The sequence below is a fragment of the Thalassotalea coralli genome (genome assembly GCF_055786205.1).
Genome location: NZ_JBVVBK010000008.1, coordinates 95,262 through 117,117 on the forward strand (window position 1 = coordinate 95,262; position 21,856 = coordinate 117,117).

Annotated in this window: 16 protein-coding genes and 1 tRNA gene; 8 read left to right on the top strand and 9 right to left on the bottom strand. The window is 39.5% G+C overall.

Going from position 1 to position 21,856, the window contains the following annotated elements:
• The first annotated feature begins 20 nt into the window (after positions 1-20).
• Genes ACOB80_RS18625 through ACOB80_RS18640 form a run of 4 tightly spaced genes read left to right on the top strand, consistent with a single transcriptional unit; the run spans position 21 to position 5,159 of the window.
• Positions 21-1,622 (top strand): XrtA system polysaccharide chain length determinant, encoded by a 1,602-nt coding sequence (locus tag ACOB80_RS18625; RefSeq protein WP_473167378.1) that lies wholly within the window; start codon positions 21-23, stop codon positions 1,620-1,622.
• Positions 1,622-2,548: an XrtA-associated tyrosine autokinase gene (locus ACOB80_RS18630; protein WP_473167379.1), complete on the top strand. Its 927-nt coding sequence runs from the start codon at positions 1,622-1,624 to the stop codon at positions 2,546-2,548. The genes ACOB80_RS18625 and ACOB80_RS18630 overlap by 1 nt, the downstream gene beginning before the upstream one ends.
• Positions 2,511-4,109 carry a TIGR03016 family PEP-CTERM system-associated outer membrane protein gene (locus ACOB80_RS18635; RefSeq protein ID WP_473167380.1) on the top strand — a complete coding sequence of 533 codons (1,599 nt, stop codon included), beginning with the start codon at positions 2,511-2,513 and terminating at the stop codon, positions 4,107-4,109. The genes ACOB80_RS18630 and ACOB80_RS18635 overlap by 38 nt, the downstream gene beginning before the upstream one ends.
• Before the next feature lie 3 nt (positions 4,110-4,112).
• Positions 4,113-5,159 carry an XrtA/PEP-CTERM system-associated ATPase gene (locus ACOB80_RS18640; RefSeq protein ID WP_473167381.1) on the top strand — a complete coding sequence of 349 codons (1,047 nt, stop codon included), beginning with the start codon at positions 4,113-4,115 and terminating at the stop codon, positions 5,157-5,159.
• 85 nt (positions 5,160-5,244) lie between these two features.
• On the opposite strand, the gene prsR is transcribed toward ACOB80_RS18640, so the two are convergent.
• Genes prsR through ACOB80_RS18660 form a run of 4 tightly spaced genes read right to left on the bottom strand, consistent with a single transcriptional unit; the run spans position 5,245 to position 12,713 of the window.
• Positions 5,245-6,600: a PEP-CTERM-box response regulator transcription factor gene (gene prsR / locus ACOB80_RS18645; RefSeq protein WP_473167382.1), complete on the bottom strand. Its 1,356-nt coding sequence runs from the start codon at positions 6,598-6,600 to the stop codon at positions 5,245-5,247.
• Between the two features lie 28 nt (positions 6,601-6,628).
• Positions 6,629-8,668 carry an XrtA/PEP-CTERM system histidine kinase PrsK gene (prsK, locus tag ACOB80_RS18650; RefSeq protein ID WP_473167383.1) on the bottom strand — a complete coding sequence of 680 codons (2,040 nt, stop codon included), beginning with the start codon at positions 8,666-8,668 and terminating at the stop codon, positions 6,629-6,631.
• A 17-nt stretch (positions 8,669-8,685) separates the two neighbouring features.
• The gene (locus ACOB80_RS18655) at positions 8,686-11,709 is read right to left on the bottom strand and encodes an efflux RND transporter permease subunit (protein ID WP_473167384.1); all 3,024 of its coding nucleotides are present in this window, start codon (positions 11,707-11,709) and stop codon (positions 8,686-8,688) included.
• Positions 11,710-11,711: 2 nt separating this feature from the next.
• A complete protein-coding gene (locus ACOB80_RS18660) occupies positions 11,712-12,713 on the bottom strand; it encodes an efflux RND transporter periplasmic adaptor subunit (RefSeq protein WP_473167385.1) in 1,002 nt (333 codons plus the stop codon).
• Between the two features lie 229 nt (positions 12,714-12,942).
• Between ACOB80_RS18660 and ACOB80_RS18665 the strand changes: the two genes are divergently transcribed.
• The 3 genes from ACOB80_RS18665 (at position 12,943) to ACOB80_RS18675 (ending at position 16,065) form a co-directional block, all read left to right on the top strand.
• Positions 12,943-13,019, top strand: a tRNA-Arg gene (locus ACOB80_RS18665).
• 162 nt (positions 13,020-13,181) lie between these two features.
• Positions 13,182-13,832, top strand: coding sequence for a single-stranded DNA-binding protein (locus ACOB80_RS18670; protein ID WP_473167386.1), 651 nt, complete (start codon positions 13,182-13,184; stop codon positions 13,830-13,832).
• A gap of 43 nt (positions 13,833-13,875) precedes the next feature.
• Positions 13,876-16,065: a PQQ-dependent sugar dehydrogenase family protein gene (locus ACOB80_RS18675; RefSeq protein ID WP_473167387.1), complete on the top strand. Its 2,190-nt coding sequence runs from the start codon at positions 13,876-13,878 to the stop codon at positions 16,063-16,065.
• A gap of 35 nt (positions 16,066-16,100) precedes the next feature.
• Here ACOB80_RS18675 and ACOB80_RS18680 read toward each other — a convergent pair whose 3' ends face one another.
• The 3 genes from ACOB80_RS18680 to ccoG are packed head-to-tail and all read right to left on the bottom strand — an operon-like array spanning position 16,101 to position 19,167.
• Positions 16,101-16,733 carry a thiol:disulfide interchange protein DsbA/DsbL gene (locus ACOB80_RS18680; protein ID WP_473167388.1) on the bottom strand — a complete coding sequence of 211 codons (633 nt, stop codon included), beginning with the start codon at positions 16,731-16,733 and terminating at the stop codon, positions 16,101-16,103.
• Between the two features lie 26 nt (positions 16,734-16,759).
• Positions 16,760-17,734: a serine/threonine protein kinase gene (locus tag ACOB80_RS18685; protein WP_473167389.1), complete on the bottom strand. Its 975-nt coding sequence runs from the start codon at positions 17,732-17,734 to the stop codon at positions 16,760-16,762.
• Positions 17,734-19,167 carry a cytochrome c oxidase accessory protein CcoG gene (gene ccoG / locus ACOB80_RS18690; protein WP_473167390.1) on the bottom strand — a complete coding sequence of 478 codons (1,434 nt, stop codon included), beginning with the start codon at positions 19,165-19,167 and terminating at the stop codon, positions 17,734-17,736. Before ccoG ends, ACOB80_RS18685 begins: the two co-directional genes overlap by 1 nt.
• A gap of 132 nt (positions 19,168-19,299) precedes the next feature.
• Between ccoG and ACOB80_RS18695 the strand changes: the two genes are divergently transcribed.
• Positions 19,300-19,656 carry a hypothetical protein gene (locus ACOB80_RS18695; RefSeq protein ID WP_473167391.1) on the top strand — a complete coding sequence of 119 codons (357 nt, stop codon included), beginning with the start codon at positions 19,300-19,302 and terminating at the stop codon, positions 19,654-19,656.
• Here ACOB80_RS18695 and ACOB80_RS18700 read toward each other — a convergent pair.
• Positions 19,653-21,017: a formimidoylglutamate deiminase gene (locus ACOB80_RS18700; RefSeq protein WP_473167392.1), complete on the bottom strand. Its 1,365-nt coding sequence runs from the start codon at positions 21,015-21,017 to the stop codon at positions 19,653-19,655. The genes ACOB80_RS18695 and ACOB80_RS18700 overlap by 4 nt on opposite strands.
• The gene (gene hutG, locus ACOB80_RS18705) at positions 21,017-21,808 is read right to left on the bottom strand and encodes an N-formylglutamate deformylase (protein WP_473167393.1); all 792 of its coding nucleotides are present in this window, start codon (positions 21,806-21,808) and stop codon (positions 21,017-21,019) included. The genes ACOB80_RS18700 and hutG overlap by 1 nt, the downstream gene beginning before the upstream one ends.
• Positions 21,809-21,856: the final 48 nt, after the last annotated feature.

The following is a 21,856-nucleotide window of genomic DNA, read 5'->3' on the forward strand; positions in this document are numbered from 1 at the left end:
GTTGTTGTTAGAGGTCAGGAATGCAAGAACTTTTAGAACAAGCCATTGATTACTTAAAAGGAATTTGGCTTAAGCGTCGCTATATTATCATTTCTACTTGGTTAATTTGCCCTTTAGGTTGGGTAATGGTAAGCCAAATGGATGATGTGTACGAATCGGAAGCGATGGTGCACGTAGATACACAATCTTTATTGAAGCCTCTTTTGAAAGGGATTTCAGTTGAAAGTGACGCCGATTATCAAGTAGCAAACAAACTACAAACGCTCAAAGGTAGAGAAAACCTAATGCGTATCATTCGAATGACCGATTTGGACATTCAAGCCAAAAATGAGAAAGAATTTGAAGATATCGTTGAGCGACTTAATGATGACTTAAAAATTACTCGTGCCGGCCGTAAAAATTTCTACACCATTTCTATTCAAGATAAAGACCCTGAAATGGCTAAAGAAATTGTGAAGTCTACACTCACTATTTTCATCGAAAATGCTTTAGGTGAATCTCGCAGTGACACTGAAGGCGCCACTCGATTTCTTGATGAGCAAATAAAGGAATATGAAAATCGCTTATTAGCATCAGAAGCAAAACTTACCGCGTTTAAACAGAAATATAGCAATGTATTAATGAATAACGAAGGTGGTTACTATGCAGCCCTTAATGACACAAAAGGCCTGTTAAAAAAAGCCGAGCTTGAATTAAGCGAAGCAGAAACCCGACTAGCTTCGGCAAAAGCGCAATTGGTAGGCGAAAATCCAGTATTTGGCTTATTTTCTTCCAGTAAAGTACAAACGGAAAATAGTGTTTCAACAACTTATGATACTCGTATTGCTCAATTAGAAGAAAACCTAGACGGGTTAATGGTTCGTTACACAGAAGAACACCCTGATGTTAAAGAGTTAAAAGGGCGCTTAGAGCAACTTAACAAGCTTAGAGATAAAGAGCTGGAGAAATACTATCAATCTCTACAAAGTTCTTCTGCATCGGCATCTCCGTCATTTGGAAGCGTTGATCAGAACCCTGTTTATCAAGAGCTAAAAATTCAGGTTAATACTTTCGAAAATGAAGTAGCGTCATTAAAAGTACGCGTAAAAAGCTATAAGGATACTCTGCAAGATTTAGAGAATAAGATTCACACCTTGCCAGAAATAGAAGCTGAGCTCGTTTCATTAACGCGTGGTTATGACATCAATAAAGAACAACACGACGAACTACTTAAACGTAAAGAACGTGCTAAGTTAGCAAAAGAAGCAGAAGAAACAACTGAGAAAATTAGCTTTGAAGTTATTAATCCGGCAAGAGTACCAACTGAACCTGTTGGGCCTCCTAGGTTATTGTTTCTTATTGGTGTGACTATTATTGGTGTCGGTGTTGGTGTCGGCTTATCTCTATTGTTTAGCCAAATCAACCCAGTAGTTACGTCTAGAAATCAAGTGACCCGTGCTACTGGTATTCCAGTATTTGGTGTTGTTTCTGCCACTGAAAAACTTGGCTTGCAAACATGGCACAAGAAGAAAACGTTAATATTTATCGCATCAAACACTATGTTGTTGTTCGTTTTCATGTTTTTTGTCGCCTATGCCTTGTTCCCGGAACAAATTAGTGCACCATTGAAAGGAGTACTGTAATGAGTACTATTGAAAAGGCACTTGCCAAAAAGAAAGAAGCAAAAGCTGGCAAGGTCGATGAAACTCAGCCAACAAACGATGAAGCTCAATCAACAAATGAGTCAGCTTCTACGCCTAGTTCGTCACAGCAATCGAGTAAGCCAAATGTAAGTACTCAAAGTACCGCTGCTCAAGGTACAGTATCACAAAACAAGGTTTTACATATTGACACCAATGAGTTAAATGAAAAAGGCTATTTGATAGATACGGGTACTCGAAAAAATATTAAAGATGAGTTTCGTCAAATCAAACGAAAGTTACTAAATAATGCCTTTGGTAATGCAGCGAAAATGTTGCATCACCCTAACCTCATTATGATCAGTAGTGCTCGACCGAATGAAGGCAAAACTTTTGTGTCATTGAATTTGGCACTAAGTATCGCCTTAGAACAAGATAAAACTGTTTTGCTAGTAGATGCCGATGTTCTTAGACCTAGCCTAAATAGAGAGCTTGGCGTTGAAGAGACCGACGGCTTAATCGAATATCTATTAAACGATGAATGCCAAGTTAGTGATGTCATTTTTAATACTAATATCGACAAGCTAAAAATTATTCCAGCAGGTCGTCCACATCATCTATCAAATGAGCTATTGGCTAGTGAAAAAATGGCTGCCTTAGCGACTGAACTTGCTAATCGCTACCCAGATCGTGTGGTAATTTTTGATTGTCCACCGTTAATAGGCGTTACAGAAACTTTAGTATTGTCGAGCTTGATGGGACAAGCACTAGTCGTTGTTGAAGAATCTAAAACCTCCATCGCAAACATAAAAGAAGCGACTGAAGCCCTCCATGAAGATATCGCGGTGGGTATAGTAGTGAATAAAGCGATAAGATCTCATAAGGACGTGTATGGCTATTATGGCTATGGATACGGCGAAAAAGACTAAGCTAACGCTTGCTATAAGTATTGCTCTACTCTCTGGTGCTTCCACTGCCGGAGAGTGGACTTTTACCCCAGCATTCATTCTCGATGAAACTTACACGTCCAATGTTGAACTTAATCGAGTCAACGAAATTGAAAGCCTTGTTTCTCAAACAGGGTTGACGTTTGACACGCAATATTCATCTAAACAATTAGACTTTAATCTAAAGTCGAGAAGCGTCTATGCGTTTTACTCTCATGATCACGATTTAGATGATGATTATCACGAACTGGATTCAGATTTTGCCCTAAGGCTAGGCGAGCGTGGCCTATCGCTATTAGGAAGCGCAAGTATTAAAAACCAAACGCGAAATAGCGCTAGAAATGCCTTAGCAGATATTGTTTCTGCCGACACTGTCCAAGTAGCTAATTATAATGCTGGCATTGGCTATAACACCGAAAACAGCGATTTTGTCATCAACAGTAGTTTACTATTCAATGAACAAGACTCTGAGGATGATATTGGTAACCAAAAAGGATATACCGCTAACGTTACGTTAAGCAATGGAACTTCGGCGCGTCACATATTCTGGGATGGTTTTGGTGAGTACCAAGAAAGGGAAAATGACGACCAAGACAGTTTATTTTACCGAGGCGATTTTAAATTAGGCTTTATCACTGCTTGGAACATTAACCCATTTGTTCGTTACTATGATGAAGATAACAAAGGCTCTCTAAGTAGTGGCGGCAATAGTTTAGCCATGAATTCCTATGGGGCGGGCATACGCTGGTTTATGTCAAAACGTCTGGCCATAGATTTATCCTATAACAAGCCCATTGGCAATGACGTCGATTTAGAAGGTAAACCACTAGAAGAATATGTCGATGCCGCGATCAATTGGCAACCAACCATACGAACTCAATTGCAAGCCAATTATTCACAGCGTTTTTATGGTGATAGCTATGGTTTAGAGTTTACCCACAGAAACCGTCGTTTAACGAATACTATTTCTTATCAAGAAGAAGTACAAAGCTTTACCCGTCAAAACTATAATGTCATTGAGGAAGGCGCATTTTGGTGTCCGAATAGTGAAGAGTTAGATTTAACTAATTGCTACTTACAAGATAACCAAAATATCAACTTAGACGACTACCAATTGATACGACTAACCAGCTTAGAGTTAATTGAAGATGACGTACTGTCATTAAATAAAAATGTTAACTGGCAGTCCGAACTCACCCTGCCACGTACTAGATTTACTCTTCAAATAGCGGGTAATGAACGAGAAAATTTAGAAACTCGTGTTATAGATGAAAGTGTGCGTATTGCATTTAACGCCACCAGAACTTTGTCACCTCGCTCTGATTTAACACTTGATGCAAGTTTCAATGAAAACTTATACCGTAAAGAAACAGATGATGAACGTCACGATATTTACCGAAAAGTTTCATTAGGCTATGCTCGTAAACTCAACAATCAACTTAGCATTGATATTCAAGTTCAGCACCTCAATCGCAGCTCAGATCAAGAAGATTTTAATTATAAAGAAGAGCGTGTCGTATTCAAAATTACCAAGGATTTTTAAAGGATGTACGAGAGTCATTATGGCTTTTCTGAAAAACCTTTTCAGCTAAGCCCAGATCCAAGATTTTTCTTTGCGTCTAATCATCACCAACGTGCACTTTCCTACTTACAATATGGTCTTGATCAAGGCGAAGGTTTTATCGTTATTACAGGCCCTATCGGAACAGGAAAAACAACCATTGCTCGTAACTTGCTAAGCCAGTTAGGCGATGACGCTATTGTTGCAGCACAACTTGTTACCACTAAACTAGATCCTCAAGAGTTGCTTGCGTTAGTCGTTTCTGAGTTCAATATTGAAGCTAACGGTGAAAGTAAAGCGGATTTGCTCCAGGCAATTGAGAAATTTTTGATCTCTTTGCACCAGCAAGGTAAGCGAGCACTGCTCATCGTTGATGAAGCACAAAACTTACCCGCTGAAACTGTTGAAGAGCTGAGAATGTTGTCGAACTTTCAATTAGATAACAAGCCGCTTATACAGAGTTTTTTATTGGGCCAAGAAGAGCTAAAGCCTATCATTCAAGCGCCAAATATGGAGCAGTTTAGACAAAGGATCATAGCCTCAGCTCACTTAAAGCCGCTGTCAGTTGAAGAAGTAAAAGATTATATAAACCATCGAATACATCAAGCAGGTTGTGAACGAGAGGATGTGTTTTCTGAAAACGCATTTGAGCTGATTCACGAAAAAACACTAGGCGTACCACGTAAAATAAACATTTTCGTTGATAGATTATTGTTGTTTGGCTTTTTAGAAGAACTCAATACCATAGATTCTGCGGCTATTTCTTCGGTAGCAGAAGAAATGGAAATAGAATTAACCGGCTCTTTAAATGGTAAAAACCTTGCTAATAATGAACCTAGTTCTGCACCTGCACAAGTAGTAGTTAACTCCACAGAAAACGTTGAACATATAAAAGAAGTGCTTCGCGATGTTGAAGAGATTTTAGAGTCTTCAATTAAGCAGAAAATAAAAATGGCGAGATACGTTGATAAGTTACTTAAACAAAAAAGTAAACAATATGCCGCGGCTCAAACTGAGCACAAGAATAAGTAAAAAAATCAATCATCCGGCTAAATGTTTGACTAAAAAAGGCGCTTTAAGAAGCGCCTTTTTTTCTAAGTGAAGTACCGCTATATCCCTAAGCATCAGTACCAATATTTAGCGAATATTTCTCAATGAGAGAGTACAAGGTTGGCCTAGTGACACCTAAAAGTTCTGCACACTTAGACATATTTCCGGCCGTTAGTGCATACGCTTTTTGAATCGCTAACGACTCGGCATGCTCTCGCACTTGTCGAAGGTTTAAATTAAGCTCCAACGCCTCACCTTCACTATCAAAAAAGCCAAGATCCATAGCAGTTACTTGGCTTCCTGTCGCCATAATAACTGAGCTTTTTACCTTATTCTGAAGTTCGCGAATATTACCAGGCCAACGATGCTGTTTAATCGCACTCAGTGCATCTTCAGAGAAGCTTTTTACGTTGGACTTATATTCTTGCGCATAGCGCTGTAAGAAAAATTGCGCCAGAATAATAGGGTCTTCTTCACGATCTCTTAACGGCGGAATATTTAAAGTAATTTCGCTAACCCGATAAAACAGATCTTCACGAAACTCTTTTGCTGCCACCATTTCCTCTAAATTTTGGTTGGTTGCACAAACTACACGTACATCAACGTCTATTTCTTGCCTACCACCTAAACGCTCTATTTTCTTTTCCTGAAGAAAACGTAGTAGCTTAGCTTGCAGGTTAAATGGCATATCACCGATTTCATCGAGAAATAATGTTCCACCCTCAGCGCACTCTATTTTACCCTTAGTGGTGCGAACTGCGCCGGTAAAAGCCCCTTTTTCAAAGCCAAACAACTCACTTTCAAGTAAAGTCTCAGGAATTGAAGCACAATTAATTGCGATAAATGGCTTTTTACTGCGGTCACTGGCTAAGTGAATAGCATTAGCGGTAACTTCTTTACCCGTGCCGCTTTCACCTAACAGCAAGGCAGTAATTTGAGTTGGAGCAATGCGCTTTATCATGGTACGCATACGGTCGATAGAGCTACTATTGCCAATGATACCAATATCATTGCCACCAACAGCACGCATTAATCGATTTTCTTCCTCGATCGATGCAACACTGAATGCTCGGGCAACAATAACATTAATAACTTCAGGTTCAATTGGCTTTTGATAAAAGTCGTAGGCCCCTAACGAGATTGCTTTTAATGCATTTTCTCTATCGTCATTACCAGTAATCACGATCACTTTGGTATGTGGCGCTATACGCAAAATTTCTTCTAAGGCGGCTAATCCTTCTGACGCATTCGCTGCATCAGGCGGTAAACCTAAATCTAAGGTCATCACTTTAGGTTCATAACGCCTAACAGCAGCAATAGCAGATTCTCGATCAGCAGCTAACACCGCGTCGTAATCAGATAAGCTCCATTTCAATTGCTTCTGAATCCCTTTGTCGTCATCAACAATAAGTAGTTTTTCCATCCGTTCGAGTCCTTGCTGCTAATTTTTATTATTGTATTAATTCAGGTCTAGCGGTTAACGTAAGTGTGAACGTTGAGCCTTGCCCCTCTTCACTGCTTACTTGTATTATGCCACCAATGCTTTCTATAAACTGTTTTGCTTCATAAACGCCAATGCCCATACCAGCGTTTCCTTTAGTTGTGTCAAAAGGTTTAAATAAGCGATGTTTAATAAAATCTTCACTCATGCCGCAACCAGAGTCTTCAATAACTATTATTATCCTATCTCCCTTGGTAGTTAACAAGACCTTAACACTGCCATTATCATTTGTAGCTTCCTGAGCATTTTGAATAAGATGATTCAATACAGAAAACAGCTTTTCTTTATCAATGTCTAACGTCGCAGGCTGATTACACTCAAACATTACGTGAGGAAGTTCAATGTTTCGTTGCTGAACGACTTGCTCTAGTAAACTCGATAAATCAATTGCTGTAGATTGCGATTGCTCGACACGTTTGTTACGAAGTTGAGAAAGCACCTTATCAAGTCTTTCTGTTGCTGATTCAACGGTTTCAAAAACATCATCGACAAATTCAGGATTATTACGATGCTTCTCGGCATTCGTGGTAATAAGCGCCAGTTGCGCCTGAATATTCTTTAGATCATGTACTAAAAACGCTGACATGCGATTAAACGCATCAAACTGTTTTGATTCAGCAAGTTCATCATTAGCTTCATTGAGTGAAATAAAGTTACCTAACTGCTTAGATACAGCAAACAATAAATCGCGATCTTCCCAATTAAGCTGTTTTAAATCATTAATTTGGCCTAATAAAAACAGACCATAAAATGCTTTTCCGATAAAAATTGGAATGATGATACGCACACCAAAGCTCTGGCATAAATCAGTATCAATATCGAGATCCTGATACATTTTATTGTCCAAAGCGACTTCATCAACATCAACTATCCAGCCTTTTTGTTGGCAGTATTTGCTCAACAACATAAGCTGCATATCGAATGCCGGTGTCAAAGATAAGCCTTGTGCATACTTATTTTCAAATTGCAGTGACGTTTTTTGCTTGAAGATGGCACCACTTTTAGCGTTAAGTTTAGACATCATGATATGCGTCGCCATTTGATAGTAACTTTCCGCGCTAGTAGTTTCGATTTTTTCAATTAAATCAAGCCACTCTTCGCGATACTCATAGCGATTAGCGAAAAAGTTCTTCGCAATAAATACTTTTAATTTTCTGCGTAACGACTCAGTAATCAATAAGGCAACAAGTACTACGCCACTTAACATCAAGAAGCCAACGCTCATCACGCTGCCCCATTCTCCCCCGACATAATTAATGACGTAACCAGCAAAAGCCATTACCAGTAGGTAAACGCCTGCCATCATCAAAATGGAGCTATAGAAAACAACTTGTCGAGAAACAAAAATGCGCACTGAACCATTTTTAATACGTCGAGTGCTAACAAGCAGCAATGGTAATACCGCAAAGGCAATGTAGCCTCGACTATGCCAAAAATCGAAATCAATCCCTTTAGTCATACTCGCCTGAGCGTACATAACGAAATCGAATATAGCCATACCAGAAAGCGCAATAATGAGTGGCCAAATGGCCCATCGTATTTGATCATCTGCACTTCGATAAAGCTGTTCAATAAGGACGAGAACCCAGAGGTTTAACGCGATAAATAAGAAGAACAAATAGTCATAACTATAGTCGAGATAAATACTGGCAAGCCAACAAACGCTCATCAATACTGACCATATCATTATGTATTGTCTAATATGGTAATTACTTAGCAGTTGCCGCATAGAGGTGAGCTCAGTATTACATAACAACACCAAGATCGCCCACGCAGCAATCTTTACTGCATCTGCTAGCATGACCCATTGTAAACTAAAACCAAACTTTATTTGCAGCGCTGCAACACCATAGGCCAATGCTGAAGCAGTAACTGACACTATTGTCCAGCGAGCTAATAGTAGCTGATTTCTTGCCGCAAATAGCATTAAGATAAAGCAAAAATAAGCGACAAAGCTTATGGTAAAACCAACAAATCCTACAAAATCCATACGAGATTACTTTTTTGTTATTTTTTTCGAGTAAATAGCTCTGTCAAAACAGGCACGAGTAAAAAGCTTGCTACTGCCGACACACAAAGCCCTGATATTATTACCACACCTAACGGCTGCCATAAGCCGCCACCAAACATTGTTAACGGTAGCAGGCCAAAAATAGTGGTTAATGTTGTCAATAAAATTGGCGTAAATCGCGTAATACTGGCATCAACAATAGCTCGGCGTTTGTCACTTTGCTCCGCTAAGTTTTTATTTGCCGTATCAATTAAAATAATGGCGTTATTAACAACGATACCAAATAAACTAATTAAGCCAATAAATGCCATCATTGAAAAAGACAAATTGCCTAAATACAGCCCAAGTCCAGATCCTGCGATAGCAAAAGGAATCGAAGAGAATATTATCAAAGGCTGTAAAAACGATTTAAATTGCAATACCAACACGGCAAATATGCCAACCGCAGTAATGATCATAATTTGAGACAGCCCAGAAAAAGACTCTTTTCGTGACTCTTCTTCACCGCCTAACGAATAATACATACCCGTTGGTAAATCATAGTTATCAATAAACTGGACGACTTGTTCGGTTAATTCGGCAATAGAATATCCTTGTGCTACATCAGCAGATACTTTCGACATGCGCTGTTTTTGATAATGAAAAAACTCTGTTTTTCCTTGAACTAAAGACAAGCTAACTACTTGTGACATGGGTACTTCATCACCAGAAGAGGTACTAATAAAAGCTCTTTCAAACAACGACATGTCAAGGTTTTTGCCTCTAACAACTACTGGGTAACTTTCGCCATTACTGTCACTAAACAAGCCAACAGCGCTACCTGAGACTAGCGTTTGTAAGGTCAGATCTAGCTGCTGAACACTGATACCTAGCATAGCGGCTTTGTCATAATCAATATCGATTTTAAGCTCAGTATTAGCCTGACCTATTGGATTTTCGATATTAATAATGCCTGCTTGCTTCGCCATAAAACGAGCCAAGTCTTGGCTAACATGGGCCAAGTCTTCCAAAGAGTCACTAATTAAACGAATGGTAATTGGCTGATCAGTTACAGGGCCCTGCGTAAATTCCTTCACTTTAATTTTTGCTTGGTGCCAACCATTAAATTGACGGCGAAGTTTTTCCACTAAAGCTTTTGATTCTTGCGCATCGAAACGATGAAGTAACACGAGCTGCTGGCCATAATTGGCGACACCGCGTTCTGGTATCTCGTTGTAATAAATTCTCGGGTTCGAATTACCAATGTTTTGCGCGACATGAGCCACTTCCGGCTGTGCCTTTAAAACATCGCTTACTTCCTGCATCACTTTTTGTGTATAACTTAGCGATGAATTCGATGGCGTCACAACATCTACCAGTATCATAGGCTTTTCAGCTTTCGGAAATAAACTCAAGCCTACCTTGCCAAACACCCCCATCATGAAAACAAGCGTCACCACGAAAACAGCGATCACGATATACTTCCATGCCATCAGCTTATTTAACGCTTGAGCGTAAAATTTTTCAGCAAAACGGTTACATAAGACCTGAAAAGTAATAAAGCGTGATTTTTTCTGCGTAAATATCTTACTGGCAAGCAGTGGTGTGAAAGTTAGTGCCAATAGCAAGGATGCTGCCAATACCAACACCACAGTAACAGGCATTGAGCGAACAAAATCACCCGTATCGCTCGCTAACATCAGCATAGGCAAAAAGGCAAACATGGTAGTCACTGTGCCACTGGTAATCGCCCATCCTACGCGACTAGCTCCTGACTGAGCAGCTTCTTTAAGTGTTGCAAACTTGGGTATTTCACGATGGATACTTTCAGTGACCACAATAGCGTTGTCGACTAACAAACCTAACGCGATAATCAATCCAACGATCGACATCTGTTGCAGACCAAACCCCGAAAAGTCTAACCAGCCTATAGCGATTAAAAAGGAGAAAGGAATCACAGAAACAACGACAAGAGACTCTCTTAAGCCAAGGAAAAATAGGGACATAATGCCAACCAGCAATAAACCGGACCACAGGTTATCGAAAAAGCCATTAACCCGCGTTTCAACACTTTCTGCCTGTCTAAAGAATACATTGAGTTTTACCTCTTCAGGCAGTAACGCTTCAAAAGCGTCTAATTCTTTGTTTAACTGTTTCGTTAATTCAAAGATATTGGTTTTCGCTCTCTGTTCGGCGGTAATAAAGATAACTGGCTTATCATTAAAATAAGCTAAATAGGTGGGCTTATTACTGCCAAATGTTATATTTGCGATATCTTCAAGGCGGACAACAAGATCAGGTGTTGATAAAACGACAGTTTCTTTTAACTGGGACAGTTGTTGATAATTCCCGCTAGCTTTTACGTTGAAGCGTCGACTATTGGCGTCCACAAACCCTGGCGTAATATTTTGCGCTCGCCCCTGCATAATTTGCACAACTTGGTTTGTATCTAAGCCTAAGTGATGCATGCGCTCAATATTAAGATCAACGCTAACAATTTGCTGAGGGTAGCCCCAAATATCCGCTTTTTTTACACTTGAGATCCCTTCCAACCTTTTCTCTAGCTGTTTGGCATAATATTCCATTTGCTTGTAATCAGTTGGCTCGCTCCAAAGCGCAGCTTGCACCACAGCGACACTTGTCGGTGTTGCTTTTAAAACGAGTAATTCTTGAACACCTACAGGTAATTGCGAGCGAACAGATGCAACCGCTAGCTTTATTTCATTAAAGGCAAGGTCAACATGAGTACCATAAAAGAAAGTTACCGTAACCCGTGCACCATCATTCTTTACTTGTGATTCAACGGTTTTAATACCTTCAATAGTATTAAATGCCTCTTCCAGTGGCTGTACCACCAAGGTTTCAACATCATGAGGTGATGCACCAGGGTAAATAACTTCAATTAATGTGATAGGAATATCAAACTGCGGATCTTCTGAGCGAGGAATTGTATGGTAAGAAACTAAGCCTACAAGAATAAGCAATAACACAATAATCAAAGAGAACTGTGAGTTATTGATAGCTGCCTTAGGTAAAAACATGCCTAAAACTCACCTAGCTCAAACTGTTGCCAACCTTTGGTGATCACAGCTAATTCATTGGTAATACTTGAGGCATCAATGTATAAAAATTGGCTATCGATATGAGTAATATCGAAAAATGCTTTCTCTACGTCCGTTTCACTGTTTTCAATATAAAAGCCCGCTTGGCCACTATTATTCATTTGAACTAAAGCACTATTAGGAACTTTTAGCACGCGCTGCTCTGTTTCGAACGATAAGGTGACGTTTGCAAATTGGTCACTAACAAGCGTGTCCCCTACTTTTACGCCTTGGAGTGTCACTTCAATAATATACATGTTGCCAGCTGCGTTTGCTTTGACAGGCACCTTAGTAACGCTTCCATTAAAATTTCCAGCTCCAGTTACTTGTACTTGCACCATTTGATTTAGGCGAACATAGGAGATTTCATCTGTCGTTAAAGCAACTTTTACCATTAAATTATTATCGATTGCCGCAACTTCCAATACATCAACACTAGGCATTAGAGAAGCGTTCATATCAACAAATCGACTCAGTACCACGCCATCAAATGGCGCCTTTATTTCCGATTTTTCAAGATTGTAGTATGCAACTTGATAAGCGTGCCGTGCAGTTTGAACTTGAGTTTCAGCCAAATCTAGCGCTTGTTGGCTGCTTAAATTTTGACGCATTAACTCTTTGATGCGATTGACTTCTCTTTTCGCTTGCATCAACTGCACATAATGAGAATCTTTTACCGCTCTAAGGTCAGTTGCTTCTAGGCTGGCAAGTAGATCGCCCTTTTTAAAATACAGCCCTTCATCTGTATATAAATGTTTTAAAAAACCTTGGCTTTTAAAGGATAAATGTTGGGTGCGTTTAAAGCTTACTTTTCCGACACGGGAAAAGGTCTTAGCAAAAGGCTTCGCCGACAATTGTTGAACTTGGTACTGCTGCGCAACTAATGGAAAAGAACACGCTAAACTAAAGCCTATGATCAAAATTAAGTAGCTGAATATTTTCATACAATTACAAGTAAACAACCGTGTTGATGTAACTGACATACAGTATAGTGCGAGAATGGCATTCAGGATATAGAAAATACTGCGTTTTCAATAATTTTGTTCAACTAAGACGCTTATTTTTATCTCTTAGGATTGATTGTACTTTTTAAAGGGTAGACATAAACAATGATAGGCTTTAGTATTCCCGCCCTGTTAGCAGCTCGAATTGCTGACATAATTAAGATTACCTCCACCCGTAGCTCACTTGGATAGAGCGCGTGCCTCCGGAGCACGAGGTAACAGGTTCGACTCCTGTCGGGTGGGCCACTTCTGTCTCCCATATACGCAAGCTTTAGCACCTTCGTTAGTGTTATTTAGCCGTGCTCTTCGCACCTAGTTCACAAACAAGACTTTTCAGTCAAAACGCTGTATTATTGCTATAATTCAATGAATTAATTACAGTGTATATTTTGTACTTCAATAAATAGTATGCAAGCGTCGCCAAAAGCCAAACATCTTTGTCAGATTACTTTGTTAGGGAACTTAGTCGCTAAGCCTGAAATCAGGTACTCGGCAAACCCAGTATTGGCAACAACAGATATTACTATTGCAACGCATAGCAAATGGCTAGATAAAAAAACCAATACTCAAAAAGAATGGACTGATTTTCATCCTATAAAAGCCATTGGTGAAGTATGTGAGCAAGGGTTATCGTCTGCTGAAAAAGGCGATTTATTATTAATTAAAGGGACCTTAATCGATCAGCCTAAATCTGACAGTCAGTTTGTCATGGCTTCGTTTATTCAAGCCTATCCCAAAGGTTACGCGCCTTCGATTAATCACTTAAATATCAGTGGAAGACTATCAAGCGATATAAAGTTAGTCTCTACACAAAAAAACAAAGTAATGGCTGAACTAGAGTTAGTTTCAGATCACAGTGTCTTTTCTCATACAAAAGAAACCTTAGTTCAACAAACAATTACACGTACCGTTCATGTATGGGGCAAAACTGCCGAGCATCTACAGCAAACGGCATATATAGATGATGAATTGATTATTGACGGAAAATTGAGCTACCTCAATAATAAGAATAAGCATCAGCTAATAGATGCTCATCAAGTTATACAGGTATCGTCCTAAAAAATTGACTAAAAACCCGACTCAAGAAGGACTTCGATTCGGCATGATACATGCTAAAAAACAGTGTCGAGTATGGCTATATCGCGCACTGAACATATTATTTATTTTCGGCTGTTTAAGCTTACTTGCGCCAAGTAAGAGTTCCGCTGAAAGCCCTGTTTTTGGCGAAAAGAAAACCCTAACACCTATTCAAGCTTCTTCTTGGCAAAGTGTTGCACCTTTGCCACAAAGCGATAATCAATTTTTCGCTCAATCTGCCAAAGGCATGATATATCATGTTAATTTTGAGCAAAGCACAGATTATCCTATTGTTGACCTAGCGAAATATTATCCTGAGCTAACCTCGGTGAGTGCTTTAGCGATTCATCCCAACTTTTCTGAGTTCGACACATTTGGCTACTACAAAATATACACTGCTCATACTCAACTCAAGCAAGCAGCTAATCGACAGAATACTTCACTTTTACGTGATAAAAATTCAACGACCTACCCAGTTGAAGTAGTAGTCACAGAATGGCAATTAACGCTAAGTGAAGAAAGTGAGAATTTCTCAATTGATAGTTCTCGTATCGTACTAAACGTACCAATACCACAAGAAGGGATCACAGTATCGGCACTGGCTTTTAGTCCATTCATAAAACCATGGCAACAAGGCTTTGGCTATCTTCATTTGGGCCTTTCTAGCCAGACAAAGAAACATCAAGATCCGTTTCTGACCGGCGCTATAATAAGAATAAACCCGCAACCTTTTGGACTAAAAGCATACTCTATTCCAGCGTCAAACCCTTTCCAATTTAGTAGTGAAATACCGGATGAAATATACGCTTTGGGTTTAGGTTTGTTTAAACAATTACTATGGGTGAAAGATAATGTTAATCAACTACTTAAAGTCAGTGAAGATTCAAGCACGTTACTCATTTCCAAAACCAATATAGGTACAGACGCTAGAAACCTAGACAAAAACACACCAGCATACGCTCAATTAGAAAATGTTATTAGCCCTCTTTTTTATCTAAAAAGTCCACATCTAGGTAATCAAAACCGTCCTTACGTTTTCCTACAAAAGTTAGACCAATCTACCGTAATTTCTTCCATTAGTAGCCATGGAGAACAAAGTGCGAAAATTCTGACCAATATCGCAGCTAAAGCAGATGATTACGCTACAAATAATCTTCTGATGACTATAAATGGCAGGTTTTCTATTCTTTCACTCGACAACAATACTCTGCTGCAAGCGTTAAACTCACAGCAAGAAGTAGCAACTGATAACGCCCCCTCAAATCAGGTTAATCAATCTGATCGCACTTATGGAAAATGGTTGTTAGGGCTTATTGGAATTATACTTATAGCGTTTATCGGTATTCGCTTATTCAATCGTTCAAGCAAGCTTCATATTCGCAACCTGCTTCATAGCACGTTTGCAAACTTTACATTTGACGATGCTAACCAACTTCACTTCTTCCAACGACACGAAGAATCGCCGAGTAAGAGTATTTCGTTAACAGAAGTTCGGGAAGTAGTTTTACTATTAAACGGTAAAGATATTGCCTGTGTTAATCATCACTCTTCATTTAGTAATAGTGCTCAACAATTTGTGACATTAGCGTTTAAAACTGAAAAACGCGACAAGATGGTTGACGATAAAGTAAGAGAAGTAAAAGTAAAAATAACCCTCGCAAACGGTATTGTTTTAACGACGTGTTTGTATATGCGAAAGGGGAATGTTCGCCTTACTAAGCGTAAGTTTTATCAAATTGAAGCTGCGGTTATTGATTCCTTATGGGCCTTTTCCAAAACCCTGTGCCCAGATGATACAGAAGAAAGGCATATAGAAGAAATTGAAGAATCCCCTCAACGTTCTTCAACGATATCTAAAAAAGAAGTCTCGTCAGAATCTAACGAAGATATTATTTTGTCGGATTCAAACGAAAAAGCATTAGATTCAACACTCATTCAGAGTACGAATAACAACCCTTCTGGCCCACAGGTGCTGGCACAAGAGCAAGAACAAGTAATAAACGATAAGGCTTCTTCACCAGCGCAAGATATAAATGCTCACTCACATCATATAATTGATAACCCCGATCCAATACATCCCTCGAATGAAGTTGACGATGTGCAATTAATTGAATCTTTAGGTCACTTGGTAGAACTTAAAGAGAAAGGTTTTTTAACAGAAGACGAATTTAAAATCTCTAAACAGAGGATTTTGCAAAAGCTATCGGAACAATAACTGCCCATTAATACGCTAATGGGCAGCTTCATTACTTAATCTAACGTCAACAAATATTTAATCAGTGCGTTATATTCTTGTTCTAAGTTACTTTTGTCTAAACCACGGTGGTTCACCATAAATTTACCATTAACAATGACACTTGGAACACTGGTCATTTCTTTCTTTTGAGAAAGTGTTTCTTGGTTCGCTTTCATTACAGCCGCAGCTTTTTTTACTTCCTCGCTGTCCATTAGTCGGTCAAATTCGTCACCATCTGCACCATTTAAGACAAATACATTACGAATATCACGTTGTGATGTTGGTACAGCTCTATGCACGTGGATATACTTAAATATTGATGCAATGTGTTGTTCAGCCATCCCCATTTTCTCAGCGGTAATTAGCGCACGTGTTAGCATCTGTTGCATCTTTGGAGAAGCAAAGCCTAGAAAATCGACATGGCTTTTCTCAAACTTTGCCCCTTCAGGTAAATGCTTTTTAATTGAACCAACCATGTATTCGAACTGATAACAATGCCCACAATAAAAAGAAAAGTACTCTTTTACTACCGGGCCATCAACACTGATAGGACCAACGACTTTATAATGAACACCTTCTTTAAATTCGGTTGCCATCGACGAAATACTAACCCAAGAAAGTAAAACCAGACTCAATAGTCGTTTCATTTATTAACTCCTAACTACATTTATTTCTACATGCCTAAGCTTAAAGGCGACTCTTGCAAAGCGGCGTATTGCTCTTTAAGGGCTAGAATCTGTTCTTCCCAGTACTTATCAGAAGAAAACCAAGGAAAATTAACAGGAAATGCCGGATCTTGCCACCGTTTACATAACCAAGACATATAGTTGATTTGTCGCATACTTCGCAAAGATTCTATCAACATAAGCTCTTTAGAATCAAATTCACAAAACTCTTCATACCCTGATAGCAAGGTATCAAGCTGCAATACTTTTTGTTGGCGATCACCGGAAAGCATCATCCAAATGTCTTGAACAGCAGGACCTTGCCTGCAATCGTCTAAATCGACAAAATGCGGGCCATTATCTGTCCAGAGAATGTTACCAGCATGGCAATCACCATGTAGCCTTATTGTCTTATTGGGTTGATAATGTTGCTTAGTCAATTCAGCCACTTGATTAAGCACGGTAAAAAACGCTTGGTGAAGATGCTGAGGCACATAACCAGAACTATCAATAACCTTGATGGCGCTATCAACAAACTCTTCCGTGTTAATACTTGGTCTATGGCTAAAATCACTTCGACTGCCAACTGAATGAATCCTACCAAGAAAACGACCCATCCACTCTAATTGATCTAAATTGTCGACTTCAAAGATTCTGCCACCTCGGCAAGGGTATAATGCAAATCGATAGCCCTGATAAGAGAACAGAGATTGCCCATCGATAACCAAAGGAGCAACAACAGGAATTTCACTATCGCTTAGTTCCAGTGAAAATTGATGCTCCTCTAGAATTTGCTCGTCGAGCCAGCGTTCAGGCCGATAGAATTTGGTGACATACTTAGTATTATTATCATCATGAAATTGGTACACGCGGTTTTCATAACTGTTAAGCGCTAACAAACCGCTATCTACCAATATATCTAAGCTTTCGATACCATCTAAAATGGTATCAGGAGACAACCCTGAAAAATCAAATGTCGACATTAACGTTTATTAAAAAAGCGAGATTCCTGCGACAATGATACCTCATCCTGATCAGAAATTAAGGTTACGGTAAAAGTAATTTCAGTCATATAGCCATCTAAGTCATAAGGATCTACCGCTAAGCTCATAGGTAAAGTAAATACAGATGCAGCTTTTACCGACACTTCTTGCTCACCTATCCACTGTAAATTGTCAATACCAGACACTGATAGACGGTAGCGGTTATCTGTTTGCGATTTGTTGAGAATTTTTAAGGTATAAACGTTTTCAATTTCACCATTAAAGTTTTCTTTAGCAAGCTCTGTTCTATCTCGAATAATGTCAAGCGACACTGGCACGCGATTAGAAATTTCCCACACCAATAAACTACACATCACGAATAACACAACCGCGTAGCCGATTAACTTAGGGCGAATAAGATGAACCTTTTTGCCTTTCAATTCATGCTCTGTGGTATAACGAATTAGGCCTTTATCATATTTCATGCGCTCCATTACACCATCGCAGGCATCAACACAGGCGCCACAGTTAATACACTCGTACTGTAATCCATTGCGAATATCAATCCCTGTAGGACATACCTGTACACACAGAGCACAATCAATGCAGTCCCCCAAGCCTAGTGCTTTAGGATCTTGCTTTCTTGAACGGGGGCCTCGACTTTCACCGCGATTATAATCATAAGAAACCGTTAACGTGTCTTTATCAAACATCGCTGACTGAAAACGCGCATAAGGACACATATGTAAGCACATGATTTCTCGCATCCAGCCAGCATTACCATAGGTACAAAACGCAAAAAACCAAACAGTTGCAGCTAAAGCAAACGAACTATTAAAGGTAAAAAAGTCGATAAATACATCTTTAGCAGGAGCAAAATAACTAACAAAGGTAAGCGAGGTTAATAAGGCGAAGATAATCCAACAAGTGTGTTTAAGCGCCTTACGCCAAAACTTATTGAAGTCCATTTTCTGCGCATCAAGTTTTTTACGCTGATTCGCAGTACCTTCAATTTTCTCTTCAAACCATATAAAGATAAACGTCCACACCGTCTGTGGACATAGGTAACCACACCAAACCCTACCTAGAAACGTGGTGACAAAAAATAGTAAAAAAGCACCGATAATGAATAGCCATGCGAGTAGCGTTAAATCTTGTGGCCATAATGTCAGCCCCCACAAAGTAAAGCGCTGATTGGCGATATCGAGCAAAATAGCCTGATTGCCGTTGTAGGTTAACCAAGGAAGTACCGCGAACAAGGCGAGAAAAAAGAAGTTCATTTTCTGGCGCAAACGCTGAAAAATACCTGAGACTTTACGCACGTAAATCTGATCACGCGGTTTATACTGCTCAACCGTTTTTGGCTGCTCAATTTTAATATTTTTTACTGGAATATTTGCTCGTGATTTAGTTTTATCCGTTTCAGTATCCACTTGTCCACCCTAACGACAAATACAAACACGCCTCTGATGCGCTTTTACCCTAAAAACCAGATCAAAGTTCATGCGTGTATTGTTGAGTAAAATTTATTATCCTACTGTTATGGCTTTATTATACGACATGCTATGAAGAATTTATTGATCTTAATCGTGGCAATCGCACTCTTTTTGCACTTTTACCCACAAAAAGAGTTACAGGACTTCTACGAACAAAGTAAACAAAAGGTGTTGGAGACATTTTCTGAAGCGACAGATACACGCGTTAGATTAGATCCGAAAAAGATAACACGTGACCTTGAAGTGCATTTAAAACAATTTAATGAATCAGAACGACACTTTATTGATGAGTTAACTCAGTCTAGAAAAAGTGTCGTCGAATTTTATCGCAATTATTGTAATTCGAACAAACGCTCTGCCGATTTGCATATTACCAATCAAAGGTTAGTTTGCGATACAATAGCCCCTTATCAAAGCTTGTTTTAAGCAAGTCTAGCTTTCAAATTAAGATAAGCTTGTGTTATCTCTTCTTCTAGCGCATGTTCTCCATCACGGATTTTCCATTCGCCATTAACCATGACATGCGCAATGAGCTTTTCTTGACTAGCGAAGACCAAACTATCCATAACATGCCTATCGTCATTTGCGTAAAGCGATAATTTTGCTTCATCTAACACCAACAAGTCTGCTTGCTTACCAAGTGCTATTTCACCACTGTTATGAGCCGTACTTGCAGCGCCACCAATATTGGCCTGTTGCCATAAATATTGCCCAACAGAAGGTGTTTCTTGATCTGCCAATAGCGCCCTTTGCTGCTTTACAAGCCGTTGAGCGTATTCTAACCAACGAAGCTCTTCAATCGGATTAACACTGATATGGCTGTCTGAACCAATTGCAATTTTGCCTTTCTTTGCCATGTACTCAACCGTTGGAAAAATACCATCTCCCAAGTTAGCTTCCGTTGTCGGGCATATTCCAGCTATAGCACCACTTCTAGCCAAGCCATCGATCTCGGCTTCATTAATATGGGTGGCATGAATCAAGCACCATTTTTCATCCAACTTAAAATTATTAAGCAACCATTCAACAGGTCGCTGACCGTAATAACCGATGCAATCCTCAACTTCTTTTTGTTGCTCAGCTATATGAATGTGCACCGGCGCAGTGTTATCTGCACTATGCAAATGCTCAACAGCACTTCGTAATGAATCTGCATCCACCGCGCGTAATGAGTGAGGAGCGATACCAACATTGACATTATCTTTGCTTCTTGCATGGTCAATACAATGTGAAACCAACTGATTAAAGTCTTCAATCGAGTGAATAAATCGTTGTTGGCCTTGATTGGGTACCTGCTTACCAAAACCACTATACTGATAAAGAACGGGTAATAGCGTTAACCCTAATCCCGTCACTTGAGCGCTATTAATGATTTCTTCCGCCATAGCTTTGGCTCCATGCTCAGAGGCGCCACCAATATCGTGATGCAAATAGTGAAATTCAGCAACACGTGTATAGCCTTGTTTAAGCATTTCGACATAGAGCTGACTGGCAATCACACCTGCGTCTTTAATTGACAGTTTAGCGAGAAAGTCGTACATCACCTTACGCCAAGTCCAAAAGCTATCCTGGCCCTCACTTCCTTGCTCGCTATATCCTGCGAATGCTCGTTGAAACGCATGGGAGTGGCAATTTATCATCCCTGGAATAATGGTATGGTAATGTTCACTTGCATTTACATCACCAGATTCAATACTACTCACAATACCGTTTTCAATCGACAAGGTTTTGTCATGCTGCCAACCCGTTGAAGTAAGAATTCTATTAGCATGGATACGTATCGACATTATGATTTACCTTGTGCGTATTGAATAATTTGTTTAACCATCATGTGCAGCTTTTCTTGCACTTGTTCAGCCTTAGCTATGTTGTAGACCATTTCGGTCTCATCCATGTAAGTTCGCTGAGACAACTCCAATTGAATGGCGTTTATTCCTTGAGTAGGCTGTCCAAAGTGGCGAGTAATATAACCGCCTTTAAATCGGCCATTCGCTATTTTGCTATAAGGTGAAAAATCAAGGGACATAACACTATCCAATAAAGTGTTATCACAACTTTCACCATCATTGGTGCCGAAGTTAAAGTCAGGCAATACCCCATCAAAAAAACGCGGCACCTCAGAGCGAATAGAGTGAGCTTCAAGTAACACTGCTCGGCCAAATTTAGCTTTTATCTCACTAAGTGTGTCGGCTAGCGCTTGATGGTAAGGGCGCCAGTAATTTTCAATGCGCGCATCTATTTCACTACTACTAGGCTGTTTTCCCTCTAAGTAAATAGGCTCACATTCAAAGGTAGTCGTTGGACAAAGTTCAGTAGAATTTGCTCCTGGGTATAGGTTAGCGCCAGAGCTGTCTCTATTTAAGTCAATCACATATCGACTAAAGTGCGGAGTAATAATATAAGCACCAAGTTGTTGAGCAAATTGATACAACTTATCTAGGTACCAGTCCGTATCAGCAACTTTTTTACCTGCAGCTGTCGTGGTTTCACTCATTTCGGGTAAAAGCATTTCGCCGTTATGAGGCATACTAATCAACACAGGTACTGAACCCTGTTGAAGCTGAAATATTTCGGACATTGTTAACTCGCTCAAATTGTATATACAAGTTGAAATTTTACACGTCAA